Here is a 13,566-nt window from a genome sequence, read left to right as displayed (position 1 = left end):
CGTCCGGCGGCCCCGCCCGGTCAGCCGGTCAGGTGGTAGAGCCGGTGGAACCGGTCGTCCACCGGCACGATCTGCATGTCGGTGAACCCGGCGTCGGTGGCGAACCGCCGCACCTGGGCCGGGCGCAGCGCGGTCCCGGTGGCCGACGAGTCCGGCCCGGCCAGGCCCGCCGGCAGGCAGTGCAGCACGCTCGTGGCGTACTGGAACCGCTCCACCTCGTCGCCCGGCGCGACGAACCGGTGTGCCACCTTGGCGTCGAGCACCAGCACCGCGCCGTCCGGGCCGCGCAGCCGCCGGCAGGCCCGCAGCACCGGCACCGGCCGGCTCATCTCGTGCAGCGCGTCGAAGACACAGACCAGGTCGTAGCCGCCGGCCGGCTCCGCCTCCGCCGCGTCGCGGCGGTGGAACCGGACCCGGTCGGCCACGCCGGCCGCGGTGGCGTTCTCCGCCGCCGCGGCCAGCGTCGCCGCGTCCAGGTCGAAGCCGTCGACCTCGGCGAGCGGGTACGCCCGGGCCAGCGCGACGCCCGCCCAGCCGGCACCGCAGCCGACGTCGGCGATCCGGCTCGGCCCGGCGGTGAGCCGTTCGTGGACCTCCGGCAGGAACGCGGCCAGCCATCCCGGCAGCGCGTGGGTGAACAGCGCCCGGTTCGCCCCGGAGTGCCCGTGGCGCCAGTCGTCGCCGAACACCTCGTCCGGCACTCCCGCCCCGGTGCGGTACGCCTCCAGCAGCGCCGGCAGCGCCCCGGCCACCCCGCCCAGCGGCAGCATGGTCAGCGACACCAGCGACAGCGGGCTGTCCGAGGCGAGCAGCACCTCGGCGTGCCCCTCCGGCAGCCGGTAGACCCGCCGCTCGGGGGGCGCGGTGACGTCGTCCACGTCGAGGAAGCCGGCCACCGCCTGCTGCTCCAGCCACTCTCGCGCGTACCGGGGGGCGACGCCGGCACGCGCGCTCAGCTCGGCCGGGGAGGCCGGGCTCCGATGCAGTGCCTCGTAGAGTCCCAGCCGGGTGCCCAGATAGCCGGCGAGCAACTCCTGGGTGTGCAGCATGGCGAGGAACAACCGCAGCGACAACGCCCGGGCGCGGCGCTGCGGACCGTCGGCCGGCGCACCGGGCGCCGCCGGCCCCGGGGCGGGCCCGGTGCGGGTGGTCAACTGGCCATCTCGCCGCGCTCGCGCAGGATCCCGGTGACGTGCTCGACGACCGCGTCGATCGTGACGATCTTGCGGGCCGTCGTCTCGTCGATCGGCGGCAGCTCGAACTCGTCCTCCAGCGTGAACGCCAACTCCAACAGGGCCAGCGAGTGGAAGCCGAGATCCTCGACCAGCCGCGAGTCGCCGGCGCCCTCAATCTGCTCCGGGTTCGGTGCCAGTTCGGTGACGATCGCCGTCACCGACTCGCGGACGTCCTGCTCGGTACGCACCTCGGTCGGGGTCGACCTGGTCGCCTCGGTCATTGCCGCCTCCTGTCCGGACATCCCTCAGGACGCCGTCGTGTGTTCGGTGGTCTGCTGCCGCTGCCCGGCGGTCGGGGTGACCACGGTGCCGGGCAACCGGTCGTCGACGAACGCCTGCCACATCTGGCGTCGCCGGGGCTTGCCGCTGGAGGTGCGGGCGATCGTGCCGCGCGGGGCGTCCACGATGACCACCTGCGCGCCCTCGGCGCGCCGGCGCAGCTCCTGCGACGCCTGCGCCAGCCACTCGGGGCGCGCCTGCTCGAAGACGGCGACCACGGTCGCCGCGCCGGCCCGGTGCCCCAGCAGGGCGGCCATCCGCTGCGCCGGCACCCCGGGGCGGCAGACCGCCCACTCGAGGTCCTCGGCGAAGACCGTCCGGCCGCGCACCTTCATGCTGTCGCCGAGGCGGCCGAGCACGTGCAGTTGGCCCTCGTGCAGGAAACCCGCGTCGGCGGTGCGCAGCACGCCGTCGGCCAGCGCGGTCTGCGACGCCGACTCGCCGTCGGTGAGGTACCCCTGGGCGACCGCCGGGCCGCGCACCTCGATCTCGCCGACCACGCCGTCGGGCACCGGCGCCCCGTCGCCGTCCAGGATCCGCACCTGGACCCCGGCCAGCGGCCGGCCGCAGCCCACCACCGGCTGCGTCGGCCCGTCGCCGCCGGGCTCGTCCGGGCCGGCCACCACCCGCGCGCCCGGGCGCAACCGGTCCGGGCGCAGGTCGACGGCGGTGTACAGCTCGTCCAGCGGGAGCCCGGTCACCGCGAGGGTCGCCTCGGCCAGCCCGTACGCGGGTAGCAGCGCCCGTGGGTCGAAGCCGTGCGGTTCGAGCAGGTCGCAGAACCGGCGCAGCGCGTCGACGTCGATGCGCTCGGCGCCGACGATCACCGCCCGCCAGGCGGAGAAGTCCATGCCGTCCAGCGCGGCCGGGCGCACCCGCCGGGCGACGTACTCCAGCCCGAAGTTCGGCATCGAGGTCAGCCGCGCCCCGTGCCGGCCGAAGCAGCGCAGGTAGCGGGCGGGGTCGCGGACGAACTCCTCGGACGGCATCAGCCACAGGTCGCTGGTGTTGACCACCGGAGTCACCAGGCAGCCGATCAGGCCCATGTCGTGGTGCACCGGCAGCCACGAGGCGGTCGGGTCGTCGGGGGTCATGGCCAGCCACCGCCGGATCGCCGCGACGTTGGCGGCGAGCGCGGCGTGCGGCACGCGGACGCCGCGGGCGCGGCCGCTGGAGCCGGAGGTGAACTGGAGCAGGGCCAGCGGTCCGGGCTCGACCACCGCACCCCGGGCGTCGCCGCCGGCGGCGACCAACTCCTCGGCGGTGAGCACCCGGGACACGCCGGCGGTCGCGGCCAGCGGCCCGATCGTCGCGGTGAGCCGGTCGGCGCAGACCAGCACCCGGGGCGCGGCGGCGCGCAGCAACCCGAGCACGTGCTCGCGGTAGACGTCACGGTCGCCGAAGGTCAGCGGCGGGGCGATCGGCGAGGGGGCCGCCCCGGCGGCCATCGCGGCGAACAGCGTGGCCACGAAGTCCGGCCCGGCCGGCTCGACCACGGAGACGACGTCGCCCGGGCCCACTCCGGAGGCGCGCAGGCCGGCGAGGATCGCCCGGGTGCGGTCGGCGAGCTCCGCGTAGGACCGGAAGTCCCAGTCGTCGCCGGCGGCGGCGAAGTGCACACCCCGGTCCGAACGGGGTCGCTCCAGCCAGCTCAGCAACGGCGAGCCCGACGTGGTGCCTGCGGTCATCGACCCGTCACCTCCTCCTGAGTACATGTATCTAAGATTGATAGCAGATACAAGGCTAAACAAGATACGAGTGAGCCGATAGAGTGCGTTCGTGACCAGTACGCTGCCCCGGGTCGACAGCCTGCTCCCCGACCTGACGGAACGGGCGCCGGAGATCGACCGCACCGGCCGGATCCCGGACGACGTCATCAGCGGTCTCGCCGCGGCCGGCTGCCTGCGCATGCTGGTGCCCGCCGCACACGGCGGCGCCGACCTGCCGCTGGTCGAGGCGTTGCGGGTGGTGGAGCGGCTCTCCGTCGCCGACTCGTCCACCGGCTGGCTGGTCGGCCAGGTCGGGCTGGCGCACCTGCTGTTCGCCTGCTTCCCCGAGGCCGCCCGGGAGGAGATCTACGCCGCCGGCCCGGACGTGCTCGGCGCCGGCGCGGTCGCGCCCAAGGGCCGGGCCGCGCCGGACGGCGCCGGCGGCTGGCAGGTCAACGGTCGGTGGCCGTTCGTCACCGGCGCGCCACAGGCGAGCTGGATCTACCTGAACTGCCTCGTGCTCGACGGGCGCACCCCGCAGACGCTGCCCAACGGCGCCCCGCTGACCCGGATGGTGCTCTTCCCCGCCGCCGAGCTGGAGCTGGTCGACACCTGGCAGGTGCTCGGCCTGCGCGGCACCGCCAGCCTGGACGTCCGGGCAGCCGCCCGGACCTGCCCCGAGCACCGCGGTTTCAGCCTGGTCGGCGGCGGCGACGAGGTGCACCGCACGGTGTTCCGGATCGCCCAGGCCGGGCTGCTCATCGCCGCTGTCGACCTCGGCATCGCCCAGGGCGCGGTGGGCGACGCCGCCGCCCAGGCCGCCGCCGGTCGTCGTCGCACGTTCAGCACCCGCTCGCTGGCCGACTCGCCGGTCTTCCACGACCGGCTCGGCGAGGCCCACGTGGCGCTGCGCGCCGCCCGCGCGCTGCTGCACTCCGAGGCCGAGGGCGCCTGGGAGACCGCCCGCCGGGGCGAGGTGCTCAGCCCGCTGGAGCGGGCCTGCCTGCGCGCCACCGCCGCGCAGGTCACCGCCGTCGCGCACCAGGCCGTGCAGGCGGCGTACGGGCTGGCCGGCGCGTCCACGGTGTTCGACGGCTCGCCGCTGCAACGACGGCTGCGCGACATCAACACCGCCACCCAGCACTTCGTCAACGGCCGCGACAGCTACGGCACGGTCGGCGCGCTGCTGGCCGGCGCGCCGGTCGACACCACGATGTTCTGAGCGCCTCAGGCCGGCGCGGGCGCCCGCGCCGGCACCCGGGGCGGCACCGGCGCGCCGGCGCCGAAGTAGCGCTCCCGCAGGGTCCGCTCCGCCGGGTCGTACGCGGTGCGGAACAGCCCGCGCCGTTGCAGCTCCGGCACCAGCAGGTCACAGATGTCGGCGATGCCCTGGGTGGTCGGGCAGGGGATCAGGTTGAAGCCGTCCACGTCGGCGACCTCCAGCCACTGCTCCATCCGGTCGGCCACCTGCTCGACGGTGCCGAAGAGGGTGACCGGCGCGTTGGTGCGTGGCCGGCGGGCGGTCGCCACCAGATAGCGCACGTCCCCGACGGTCCAGTCGCGCTCCGGGCCGAGCCGGCGCAGGAAACCCAGGAAGCTGTGGCTGCCCTGCCCGGCGATCTCGCCCACCGGCGTCTCGTCCGGGTACGCGCCCAGGTCGACGTCCATCCAGCCGCACCACTTGGCCAGCTGGCCCTCCCCGCTCCACAGCGCCACGTACTCCTCGGCGCGGCGGCGGGCCTCCTCGCGGGTCGGCGCCACCATCACCATGCTGCCCTGCAACGCTTTGACCGAGCGCGGGTCGCGGCCGTGCGCGGCGACCAGCGACCGCAGCTTCGCCACCTGCGGCGCGCCGTCGGCCGGCTCGGCCATGGTCAGGAACACCACCTCGGCGTGCCGGGCCGCGAAGGCGAGCCCGCGCCCGGACGCGCCGGCCTGGTAGAGCACCGGTGTGCGCTGCGGCGACGGCTCGCACTGGTGCGGCCCGCGCACGTCGAACCACCGTCCCCGGTGGTCGATCTGGCGCACCCGGTCCGGGTCGGTGAACACGTTCGTCTCGGCGTCGCGCACCACCGCGCCGTCGTCCCAGCTCTCCTCCCAGAGCCGGCGGGCGACCTCGACGTACTCGTCGGCCCGGTCGTAGCGCTCGTCGTGGTCCAGGTGCTCGCCCAGCCCGTTCGCCGAGGCCGACCGGAGATACGAGGTGACGATGTTCCAGGCGACCCGGCCGCCGGTGAGGTGGTCCAGCGAGCTGAACACCCGGGCGCACTCGTACGGGGCGTGGTAGGTGGTCGAGTAGGTGACCGCCAGGCCGAGGCGGGAGGTGGTGGCGGCGATGGCCGGCAGCACGAGCAGCGGGTCGATCGAGGGGATCTGCACCGCGTGCCGCACCGCCGCCCGCCAACTGCCCTGGTAGACGTCGTAGACGCCGTGCACGTCGGCGAAGAAGAGCGCGTCCAGGCAGGCCGCCTCCAGCTTGCGGCCCAGGTCCACCCAGTAGCCGAGGTCCCGGTAGCCGGTGGCGCTGCGATCGGCGGGATGCCGCCAGAAGCCCTTGAACTGCGGTGACGGCGAGCACTGGGTGAACAGATTCAGATGCACCTATCAAGCATCTCGCATCGTATCTGGTATGGCAACGGCCGAGCGGATACCGTGTCGTCATGCCCGTGACGCCCCGCATCGACCTCGCCTCGGTCACCCGGCTCACCGAGCTGGCCGACTACATCGTCCCGTTCACCATCCGGGTCGTCTGCGACCTCGCCGTCGCCGACCAGCTCAGCGACGGCCCACTGCCGGTCGCCGAGCTGGCCCGGCGCGTCGGCGCGGATCCCGGCGCGCTGACCCGGGGCCTGCGCGCCCTGGCCGGGCGCGACATCTTCACCGAGACCGCGCCGGAGGTCTTCGGGCTCACCCCGCTCGCCGAGCCACTGCGTAGCGACCACCCGTTCTCGGTACGCGAGTGTTTCCCGCTCATGCCACCGGACATCTACTCGTGGGCGCGGCTGACCCACAGCATCCGCACCGGCGAGACCGCGTTCGGCCACGTCCACGACGGTACCCGCTACTACGACCACATGGCCGACCACCCCTACGAGTGCGTCCGGTTCGAGCGCTCCGCGGAGAGCGTCAACCCGTTCGTGCTGCGTACCGTGCTGCCCGTGCTCGACCTCGCCGACGGCGCGACGATGGTGGACGTGGGCAGCGGGCACGGCACCTTCGCCGCCGGGCTGCTCGCCCGGCACCGGGAACTGCGCGCGGTCCTGGTCGACCTGCCGCACGTGGTGGCCGAGGCACCGGCCGTGCTGGCCCGCGCCGGCGTCGCCGACCGGTGCGAGATCCGCGGCGGGTCCTTCTTCGACCCGCTGCCCGCCGGCGCGGACGTCTACCTGCTCAAGACGATCATCCACGACTGGCCCGACGCGCAGGCCGCGGCGATCCTGCGCGCGGTACGCGCCGCCGTCCGCCCGGACAGCCGGGTGATGATCGTCGAGTCGGTCAGCCGCCACGGCAACCACGACGACACCGGCAAGGTGATGGACGTCAAGGCGCTGGCGCTGTTCGGCGGGCACACCCGCACCGCCGACGAGTTCCGCGCGCTGCTCACCGACGCCGGCTTCCGCCTCGCCCGGATCACCCCGACGTCGTCGATGTCCGTCCTGGAGGCGGTGCCGGACGGCCCGCCCGCCGACGACGCGCCGACCGCCACCGTGGCCGCCGGCCGGGCCGGCTGAGGAGGATCCGATGCCCCGCCTGGACGGCCGCAACCACATCAACCTCACCGTCGTCGACCTCGACCGCAGCACCGAGTTCTACCAGGCGGTCTTCGAGATGGTGGTGGTCAACGACGTCACCCCGCCCGAGTCCGGGTTCCGGTTCCGCACCCTGGTGCACCCCGGCTCGTTCGCCTCGGTGGTGCTCGGCCGGGCCGAGCCGCCCGGCGACCCGAGCGTGCCGGACCGCTTCGACGAGCGCCGGCCCGGCCTGCACCACCTCGCCTACCACGTGCCGGAGCGGGCCGACCTCGACGACTGGGTCACCCACCTGGACGGCCTCGGCGTGACCCACTCCGGAATCACCACCTCCAAGCACGAGGCGGGCTCGCAGATCTGGCTGCGCGACCCGGACCACATCTGGCTGGAGTTCTACTGGGTCAACCGCGACTTCTTCGTCGACCGGCTGCGGCAGGTGTGGCGGCGCGAACGCCGCCGCGCACCCGCCTGACCGGCGTCCGGCGAGGGGCGGACCGGCAGCCCGGCCCGCCCCTCGCCCGGCGTCACGCCGGCAGCTCGTCCTCGCCGCGGGTCACCACCGTGTCGCCGAGCACCAGCAGGTCGATCTCCTTGGCGCGGGTGAACGTGTCCACCGCGTCGCCGGCCGAGTCGACGATCGGGTCGCCGGCCAGGTTGAACGACGTGTTGACCACCGCCGGCACGCCGGTGAGCTGCCGGAACTGCTCGATCAGCGCCCAGTAGCCGGGGTTGGTGTCGCGGTGCACCGTCTGCGGGCGCGCCGAGCCGTCCACGTGCGTGACCGCCGGGATCCGCCGCCGGGCGTCCGGGCGCACCGAGGCGGCGGCCAGCATGAACCTCGACGGATCGTCGAGGCGGCCCTCGATCAGCTCGTGCGCGCGCTCGGCGAGCATGCTCGGCGCCACCGGCCGCCACATCTCCCGTCCCTTGAGCACGTTGAGCCGCTCCAGGCTGCGCCGGTCGCGCGGGTCGGCGAGCAGGCTGCGGGCGCCCAGCGCGCGCTGCCCGATCTCCCCTCGACCCCGGGCCCAGCCGACGATCCGGCCCCGGGCGATCTCCCCGGCCACGAACCGGGCCAGCGCGTCGTCACCGAGGCGACGCCGCGCCAGGCCGGCCCGGGCGGCGGCCGCCTCCCCCGCCTCCGTGGTCACCGGCCGACCCCAGTACGCGTGGTCGATGCGGGTCGGCGTGACCGGCCCGCACTCGCGCGCGGAGACCAGCGCGGCGCCCAGCGACACCCCGGCGTCGGTGGGCACCGGCGGCACGTAGACCCGGTCGAACAGGCCGCTGCGCACCAGCACCCCGACCATGGTGCAGTTCATCGCCACGCCCCCGGCCAGCGCCAGCACCGGCGTGTCCACCCGCCGGCGCAGCTCGGTGGCGAGCGACAGCACCGCCTCCTCCAGCCCCTGCTGGACGGTGGCGGCGAAGTCGGCGTACGCGATCGGCTCCTCGGCCTCGCGCGGCGCGTAGGGGAAGAACGCGCCGAAGCCCGGCCGCAGCGACTCGGCCACCGCCGGGTAGTAGGCCATCAACGGGCCGAGCGACGCGATCCGCCGCGCGGGCACCTCCGCGGCGGGCGCCCGGACCAGCTCGTATCCGCCCGGCACCGCCCGCACCGGCGCGCCCGGCGCGGGCCGCCCGTAGGCGGCGAGGCCCATCAGCTTCCCGGTGCCCCAGTAACCCAACCCGGCCCATTCGGCGGCCGCGTTGTAGTAGAAGCCCAGCGACTCCTCGACCGGCCACTCCCGCAGGATCTCCACCTCGCCGTCGGCGAAGCGGCCGATCGACGTCGACTGGGTCTCGCCCGCGCCGTCGACCACCAGCACCGCGGCCTCGTCGGCGTCGCAACTGAACGCGGCGCTGGCCGCGTGCGCCACGTGGTGCGGCACCCAGCGCACCGCCGGCATGACCAGGTCTTCCTGGTCGGGAAAGAGCATCGTCCGCAGCCCCTCGGTGGTGAACCGGCGGTTGCGGCCCAGCGGGATCTGCCGGAAGTCCCAGCCGATCGCCACGGTGTCCACCTCGGCCGGTCCGATGCCGGCCATCGCCAGGCACGCGGCGACCGCCTCCGCCGGCGGCTGGCCCACCGCGTGCTTGCGCCGGCTGACCCGCTCCTGCTCGACGAGCGAGCAGAGCGCGCCGTCGCGCAGCAGCACCGCGCTGGAGTCGTGGAAGCCGATGTTCACCCCGAGTACGTAGCGTGCCGACATCGTCGGTCTCCCTTCCGGTTTCTGCGGTTCACCCGGCGTGGCGGGCCGCGTCGACGGCGAGCACGGCACGGACGATGTTGTGGTAGCCGGTGCAGCGGCACAGGTTGCCCTTCAGCCCGTGGCGCACCTCCCGCTCGGAGAGCGGGCCCGGTTGCTCGGCGAGCAGGCTCACCGCCGCGAGCACCATCCCGGGGGTGCAGAAGCCGCACTGCAAGGCGTGGTGTTCGCGGAACGACTCCTGCACCGGGTGCAGCCGGTCGCCGTCGGCGAGCCCCTCCACGGTGCCGATCTCGGCGCCGTCGGCCTGCGCGGCGAGCAGCGTGCACGACTTGACCGAGCGACCGTCCAGCAGGACCGTGCAGGCGCCGCAGGACGAGGTGTCGCAGCCGACGGTGGCGGCGGTCAGCGCCAGCTCCTCCCGGATCAGGTGCACCAGCAGGGTGCGGGCCGGCACCTCCCGGCGGTGGGCCTCGCCGTTGACGGTGACCGCGACGGTGACGGTCGCGGCTCCGGGTCGGGTGTCAATGGTCATCGTCGCTCCTGGTCGCGGTCGGCAAGCGCCCGGGCCACCAGCACCCGGCTCAGGTGCCGGCGGTAGTCGGCGGAGCCGCGCACGTCGTCGGCCGGTTCGCAGTCGCGGTCCGCGTACGCCGCGGCGTCCGCCGTCGACGCGCCTGCGGCGAGCGCCGCCTCGACGGTGCTCGCCCGCCGGATGGTCCGGTCCATGCCGGCCAGCGCGACCCGGTCGTCGGCCACCGCGACGGCGACAAGTGACCACTCCAGCGCCGGCCGGGCGAACGTGCGGTAGCTCCACCGGCGCGGGCCGGGCAGCGGCACCCGCACCTCGGTGAGCAGTTCGTCGGGCCGGCACACGGTGACGCCCGGCGCCACGGCCAGCTCGTCGACGGGCACCAGCCGGGAACCGTCCACGCTGGTCAGGACCGCGGTGGCGGTCAGCGCGACAAGCGCGGTCGGCAGGTCCGCGGCCGGGTCGGCCTGGGCCAGCGCCCCGCCGACCGTGCCGGCGTGGCGCACCTGCGGGTCGCCGACCGACGCGGCAGCCGCCGCCAGGATCGGCGCGTGCCGCGCCACGAGCGGGTCGGCGAGCAGCAGGTGGTAGCGGGTCAGCGCGCCGACCGCGAGGTGGTCGCCCCGCGCCGCCACGTACGACAGGTCGGTGAGCCGGCCCAGGTCCAGCAGCGTGTCGACGGCGTCGCGGCGTAGCTTCAGCGCCGGCAGCAGGGACTGCCCGCCGGCCAGCGGTCGCAGCAGGTCGCCGTGCTCGCGCCGCAGCCGCAGCGCCTCGGTCAGGTCGGCGGCGCGGTGGTAGCGCAGGTGTGCCGGGATCACGGACCGGCCGCCGACCAGGTGGGCACCGGGCTGCGGTGCGTGGCGCGCAGGATCGTCTCGACCAGGTGGTGCCGGTGGGCGAGCAGATAGAAGTGCCCGCCCGGGAACGTGTGCAGGGTGAACCGGCCCCGGGTCCGGGCGGCCCACGCGTTCGCCTCGTCCACGGTGACCTCGCTGTCGTCCGCGCCGACGCAGGCCAGCACCGGCGCGCGCAACGGCACCGGCGGCTCCGGCCGCCACGTCTCGGCGATCCGGTAGTCGGCGCGCAGCACCGGCAGGGCGACCGCCTTCACCCCGTCGTGCTCCAGCGTCTCCCGGCCGGTCCCGCCGAGGCGGCCGGTCTCGGCCCAGAGCGTGTCGTCGTCGGCCAGGTGCACGCGCGTGTCGCGCAGCCGGTCGGGCGCCGGGCGGCCGGACACCACGAGCGCCCGCAGCCCGCCGCCCGGCCCGTCCAACCGGCGGGCCGTCTCGTACGCCACCGACGCACCGAGGCTGTGCCCGAACAGGACCAGCGGGATGTCGCCGGGCAGCGCGCGCAGCGCGGACGCGACCCCGGCGGCCAGGCTCGGCAGGTCGGCGGCGAACGGCTCCCCGGTGCGGTCCATCCGGCCCGGGTACTGCACGGCGTGCAGCTCCACGTCGTCGGGCAGGTGCGCCGCCCAGGGCCGGTAGAACGCCGCGTTGCCGCCGGCGTGCGGGAAGCAGACCAGGCGCAGCGCCGGCCAGCGCAGCGGCCGGGGGCAGCGCAGCCAGGTCCGGGCGGCGGTCACCGCGACGCCCCGATCGGCTCCGGCTCGACCGCGCGGGCGGCGGCGTCGGCCAGCTCCGCCACGTCGGCGGGCAGCAGCATCCGCGGTGGCGTGGAGTGCAGCAGCTCGGGCGGGCCGAGCCGGGCGGTGACGTCCTGCCACAGCCGGCACAGGGTCAGGTGGTACTGGCCGTGGCGGACCGGCTTCTCGCCGGCCTGGGCCGCGCGGTGCAGCTCGCCCAGCGCGTGTCCCACGCCGGCCGGCCAGACCCGCTCGAACACGTCGCGGTAGCTGGGCGCGGTCGGCTCGTCCAGCGGTTGCGCGCTCGGCACGTCCAGGTGGTCCGGCTCGTCCCCACCGGAGCCGGCGAAGTGTGGGCGGCCTATCCCCCGGTCCTGCACCTGCTGCGGGAAGTCCGGCCGGGGGCTCCAGACGGTCGGGCCGTGGGTGCCGAGCAGGGTCAGGTTGCCGGCCTCGGTGCCGATGGTGACCCGGTGCAGCAGGTGCGCGTAGTTGTCCGGGTCGGCCGGGTCCATCTGGTTCTGCACCCGCAGGGTCAGCGGCACCCCGGCGAGCACCCCGTCGACGCTGCGGAACGGCACGTCCACCGGGGACAGCCGGCGTACCTGCTCGGGCAGCTCCGCCGGGGCCGCCAGGCCCCACGGGCGGACCCCGCCGAGCGCCTGGCCGAGGATGTCCAGCAGCGCGTACGCGACCTGGAAGCCGCACGCCGCGTCGACGTAGCGGGCCGGACGGCGGGCCAGCAGGGCACGGGCCGCCGCGACGAACCGGCGCACCGGCGCGGTGTGCACGTAGAACGAGTTGAGGTGGTAGACCACGCCGGCCCGGCCGGCGGTGCGCAGGCACTCGACCAGCTCGTCGTGGTGCAGCGGATGCTCCTGCACCACGTGCAGCCCGCGCTCCATCAACGCGCGCGCCACCTCGCCGCCGGGCCCGCCGAGCAGGCCGCCGCGGATCACCACGCAGGCCAGCGTCACGTCCTCGGGCACCTGCGACACGTCGGTGAACAGCGGCACGCCGTAGTGCCGGGCGCAGGCCACCGAGCGGGCGCTTCCGCCGGCCAGGATCCCGGCCAGCTCGAACGGGAAGTCACGCTGCCGGAACGCCTGCAGGTAGACCTGGCCGAACTTGGTACCGGCGACGAGCACCCTCGGTCTCACGCCACCCCCTCCTCGATCGTCTCGTAGCGGGTCAGGGGGCCGTCCTCGACGTGCAGCGCGGTGACCGCCGGGCTGGTCCGCAGCCGGTCCACCGCCCACGTCGGGTCGACCACCTCGGCCAGATGGTGCACGCCCGGCGGCAGGTCACCGGCGGCGGCCGCCACCGCGCCGAGCGCCACCGCGGCCCCGGTGAGCGCGTTCGCGCCGACGCCCCGGCAGACCAGCACCCGACTGCCGGCCGGCGAGGTCAGCTCCACGAGCAACACCTGGTAGCGGGGTCGGCCGAAGGCGTCCAGCTCGGCCGCCCGGCACAGCGCGTCCGCCGCGGCGGCCAGCTCCGCCGGACCGCCGCCGGCGCGGCGCGCGCCGGCGGCGAGCGCGGCCGGAACCCGATCGCCGGCGAACGCCGACCACCAGTCCACGTCGGTCAGGCCGAGCCGCCCGGCCAGCCGCTCGGTCTCGGTGCTCAGATACGGCTGGAGCAGCACCGGTTCGTCGAAGAACGGCACCGTCACGTCGGCGTGCGCGGCCAGCGCCCGGCCGCGCCGGGCGCCGTCGCGCCAGGCGGCGAGCGGTTCGCCGTAGCCGCTGTCGCCGACCGCGAGGAAGTCCCAGGCCGCGCCCGGGCTGAACCCGTCGCGCCCGCCGACCCAGCCGGTCAGCCGCCGGGCGCCCGGCAGGTGCCCGGCGAGGTACGCCGGGAGCAGCCCGGACAGACCTGGCATCATCCCGGCGGAGATCACCGCGACCCGCTCGGCGGCGTCGGGCAGCGCGGCGACGGCTCGGTACAGCCCGTCGTCACCGGCGGCGTCGACGTAGGCCGCGCCGGCGCGGGCCGCGGCTCGGGCCACCCTGTCACCGACCGTGCCGGCGGGACCGGCGCAGTTGACGACCGTGTGGCAGCCCGCGCAGAACGCGTCCAGGCCGTCGGGGTCGGTCAGGTCCACCGGGTACGCCTGGACCCGCGCGTCACCTGCCGGCAGCCGTCCCGGGTGGCGGCCGCCCGCGCGGACGGTGTCCACGGTCCACGCCAGCAGGTGCGCCAGCGCGTGCCGGCCCACCCCGCCGCTCGCGCCGACCAGCGCGATCGCGCCCGGCACG

Annotated in this window: 13 protein-coding genes; 3 read left to right on the top strand and 10 right to left on the bottom strand. The window is 75.5% G+C overall.

All coding sequences use genetic code 11. From position 1 onward, the window contains the following. Nucleotides 1–20 precede the first annotated feature (20 nt). Genes O7618_RS09770 through O7618_RS09760 form a run of 3 tightly spaced genes read right to left on the bottom strand, consistent with a single transcriptional unit; the run spans nt 21 to nt 3,202 of the window. Nucleotides 21–1,154, bottom strand: a complete 1,134-nt coding sequence (locus tag O7618_RS09770; protein ID WP_278105703.1) for a methyltransferase domain-containing protein — start codon at nt 1,152–1,154, stop codon at nt 21–23. Continuing rightward, nucleotides 1,151–1,456 (bottom strand): phosphopantetheine-binding protein, encoded by a 306-nt coding sequence (locus O7618_RS09765; RefSeq protein WP_278105702.1) that lies wholly within the window; start codon nt 1,454–1,456, stop codon nt 1,151–1,153. Before O7618_RS09765 ends, O7618_RS09770 begins: the two co-directional genes overlap by 4 nt. Nucleotides 1,457–1,480: 24 nt before the next feature. Further along, on the bottom strand, nt 1,481–3,202 hold the full coding sequence (locus O7618_RS09760; protein WP_278105701.1) for an AMP-binding protein: 1,722 nt from the start codon (nt 3,200–3,202) through the stop codon (nt 1,481–1,483). 91 nt (nt 3,203–3,293) lie between these two features. On the opposite strand from O7618_RS09760, the gene O7618_RS09755 reads away from it, so the two are divergent. After that, entirely contained in the window at nt 3,294–4,445 is a 1,152-nt protein-coding gene (locus O7618_RS09755; RefSeq protein ID WP_278105700.1) for an acyl-CoA dehydrogenase family protein, read from the top strand. 5 nt (nt 4,446–4,450) lie between these two features. Here O7618_RS09755 and O7618_RS09750 read toward each other — a convergent pair whose 3' ends face one another. Continuing rightward, nucleotides 4,451–5,824, bottom strand: a complete 1,374-nt coding sequence (locus O7618_RS09750) for an LLM class flavin-dependent oxidoreductase (protein WP_278105699.1) — start codon at nt 5,822–5,824, stop codon at nt 4,451–4,453. A gap of 59 nt (nt 5,825–5,883) precedes the next feature. Between O7618_RS09750 and O7618_RS09745 the strand changes: the two genes are divergently transcribed. Together O7618_RS09745 and O7618_RS09740 are read left to right on the top strand one after the other, a co-directional pair. Beyond that, nucleotides 5,884–6,954: a methyltransferase gene (locus O7618_RS09745; protein WP_278105698.1), complete on the top strand. Its 1,071-nt coding sequence runs from the start codon at nt 5,884–5,886 to the stop codon at nt 6,952–6,954. Between the two features lie 10 nt (nt 6,955–6,964). Continuing rightward, nucleotides 6,965–7,444 carry a VOC family protein gene (locus O7618_RS09740; RefSeq protein ID WP_278105696.1) on the top strand — a complete coding sequence of 160 codons (480 nt, stop codon included), beginning with the start codon at nt 6,965–6,967 and terminating at the stop codon, nt 7,442–7,444. 52 nt (nt 7,445–7,496) lie between these two features. Here O7618_RS09740 and O7618_RS09735 read toward each other — a convergent pair whose 3' ends face one another. From O7618_RS09735 to O7618_RS09710, 6 genes are read right to left on the bottom strand one after another with little or no spacing between them, the layout of a single operon-like run. Beyond that, nucleotides 7,497–9,185 (bottom strand): carbamoyltransferase C-terminal domain-containing protein, encoded by a 1,689-nt coding sequence (locus tag O7618_RS09735; RefSeq protein WP_278105695.1) that lies wholly within the window; start codon nt 9,183–9,185, stop codon nt 7,497–7,499. 28 nt (nt 9,186–9,213) lie between these two features. Continuing rightward, complete coding sequence (locus O7618_RS09730; protein ID WP_278105693.1) at nt 9,214–9,717, bottom strand: (2Fe-2S)-binding protein; 504 nt, start codon at nt 9,715–9,717, stop codon at nt 9,214–9,216. Then, the gene (locus O7618_RS09725) at nt 9,714–10,535 is read right to left on the bottom strand and encodes an FAD binding domain-containing protein (protein ID WP_278105691.1); all 822 of its coding nucleotides are present in this window, start codon (nt 10,533–10,535) and stop codon (nt 9,714–9,716) included. The genes O7618_RS09730 and O7618_RS09725 overlap by 4 nt, the downstream gene beginning before the upstream one ends. Next, nucleotides 10,532–11,305 (bottom strand): alpha/beta fold hydrolase, encoded by a 774-nt coding sequence (locus O7618_RS09720; RefSeq protein ID WP_278105690.1) that lies wholly within the window; start codon nt 11,303–11,305, stop codon nt 10,532–10,534. Before O7618_RS09720 ends, O7618_RS09725 begins: the two co-directional genes overlap by 4 nt. Continuing rightward, complete coding sequence (locus tag O7618_RS09715) at nt 11,302–12,465, bottom strand: Gfo/Idh/MocA family oxidoreductase (protein ID WP_278105689.1); 1,164 nt, start codon at nt 12,463–12,465, stop codon at nt 11,302–11,304. The genes O7618_RS09720 and O7618_RS09715 overlap by 4 nt, the downstream gene beginning before the upstream one ends. Beyond that, nucleotides 12,462–13,565 carry an NAD(P)H-binding protein gene (locus O7618_RS09710; RefSeq protein ID WP_278105688.1) on the bottom strand — a complete coding sequence of 368 codons (1,104 nt, stop codon included), beginning with the start codon at nt 13,563–13,565 and terminating at the stop codon, nt 12,462–12,464. The genes O7618_RS09715 and O7618_RS09710 overlap by 4 nt, the downstream gene beginning before the upstream one ends. Between the last annotated feature and the right edge of the window lies 1 nt (nt 13,566).

Source organism: Micromonospora sp. WMMD980 (assembly GCF_029626035.1).
Classification (GTDB): domain Bacteria; phylum Actinomycetota; class Actinomycetes; order Mycobacteriales; family Micromonosporaceae; genus Micromonospora.
This window is presented reverse-complemented; position numbering and strand designations above follow the sequence as displayed.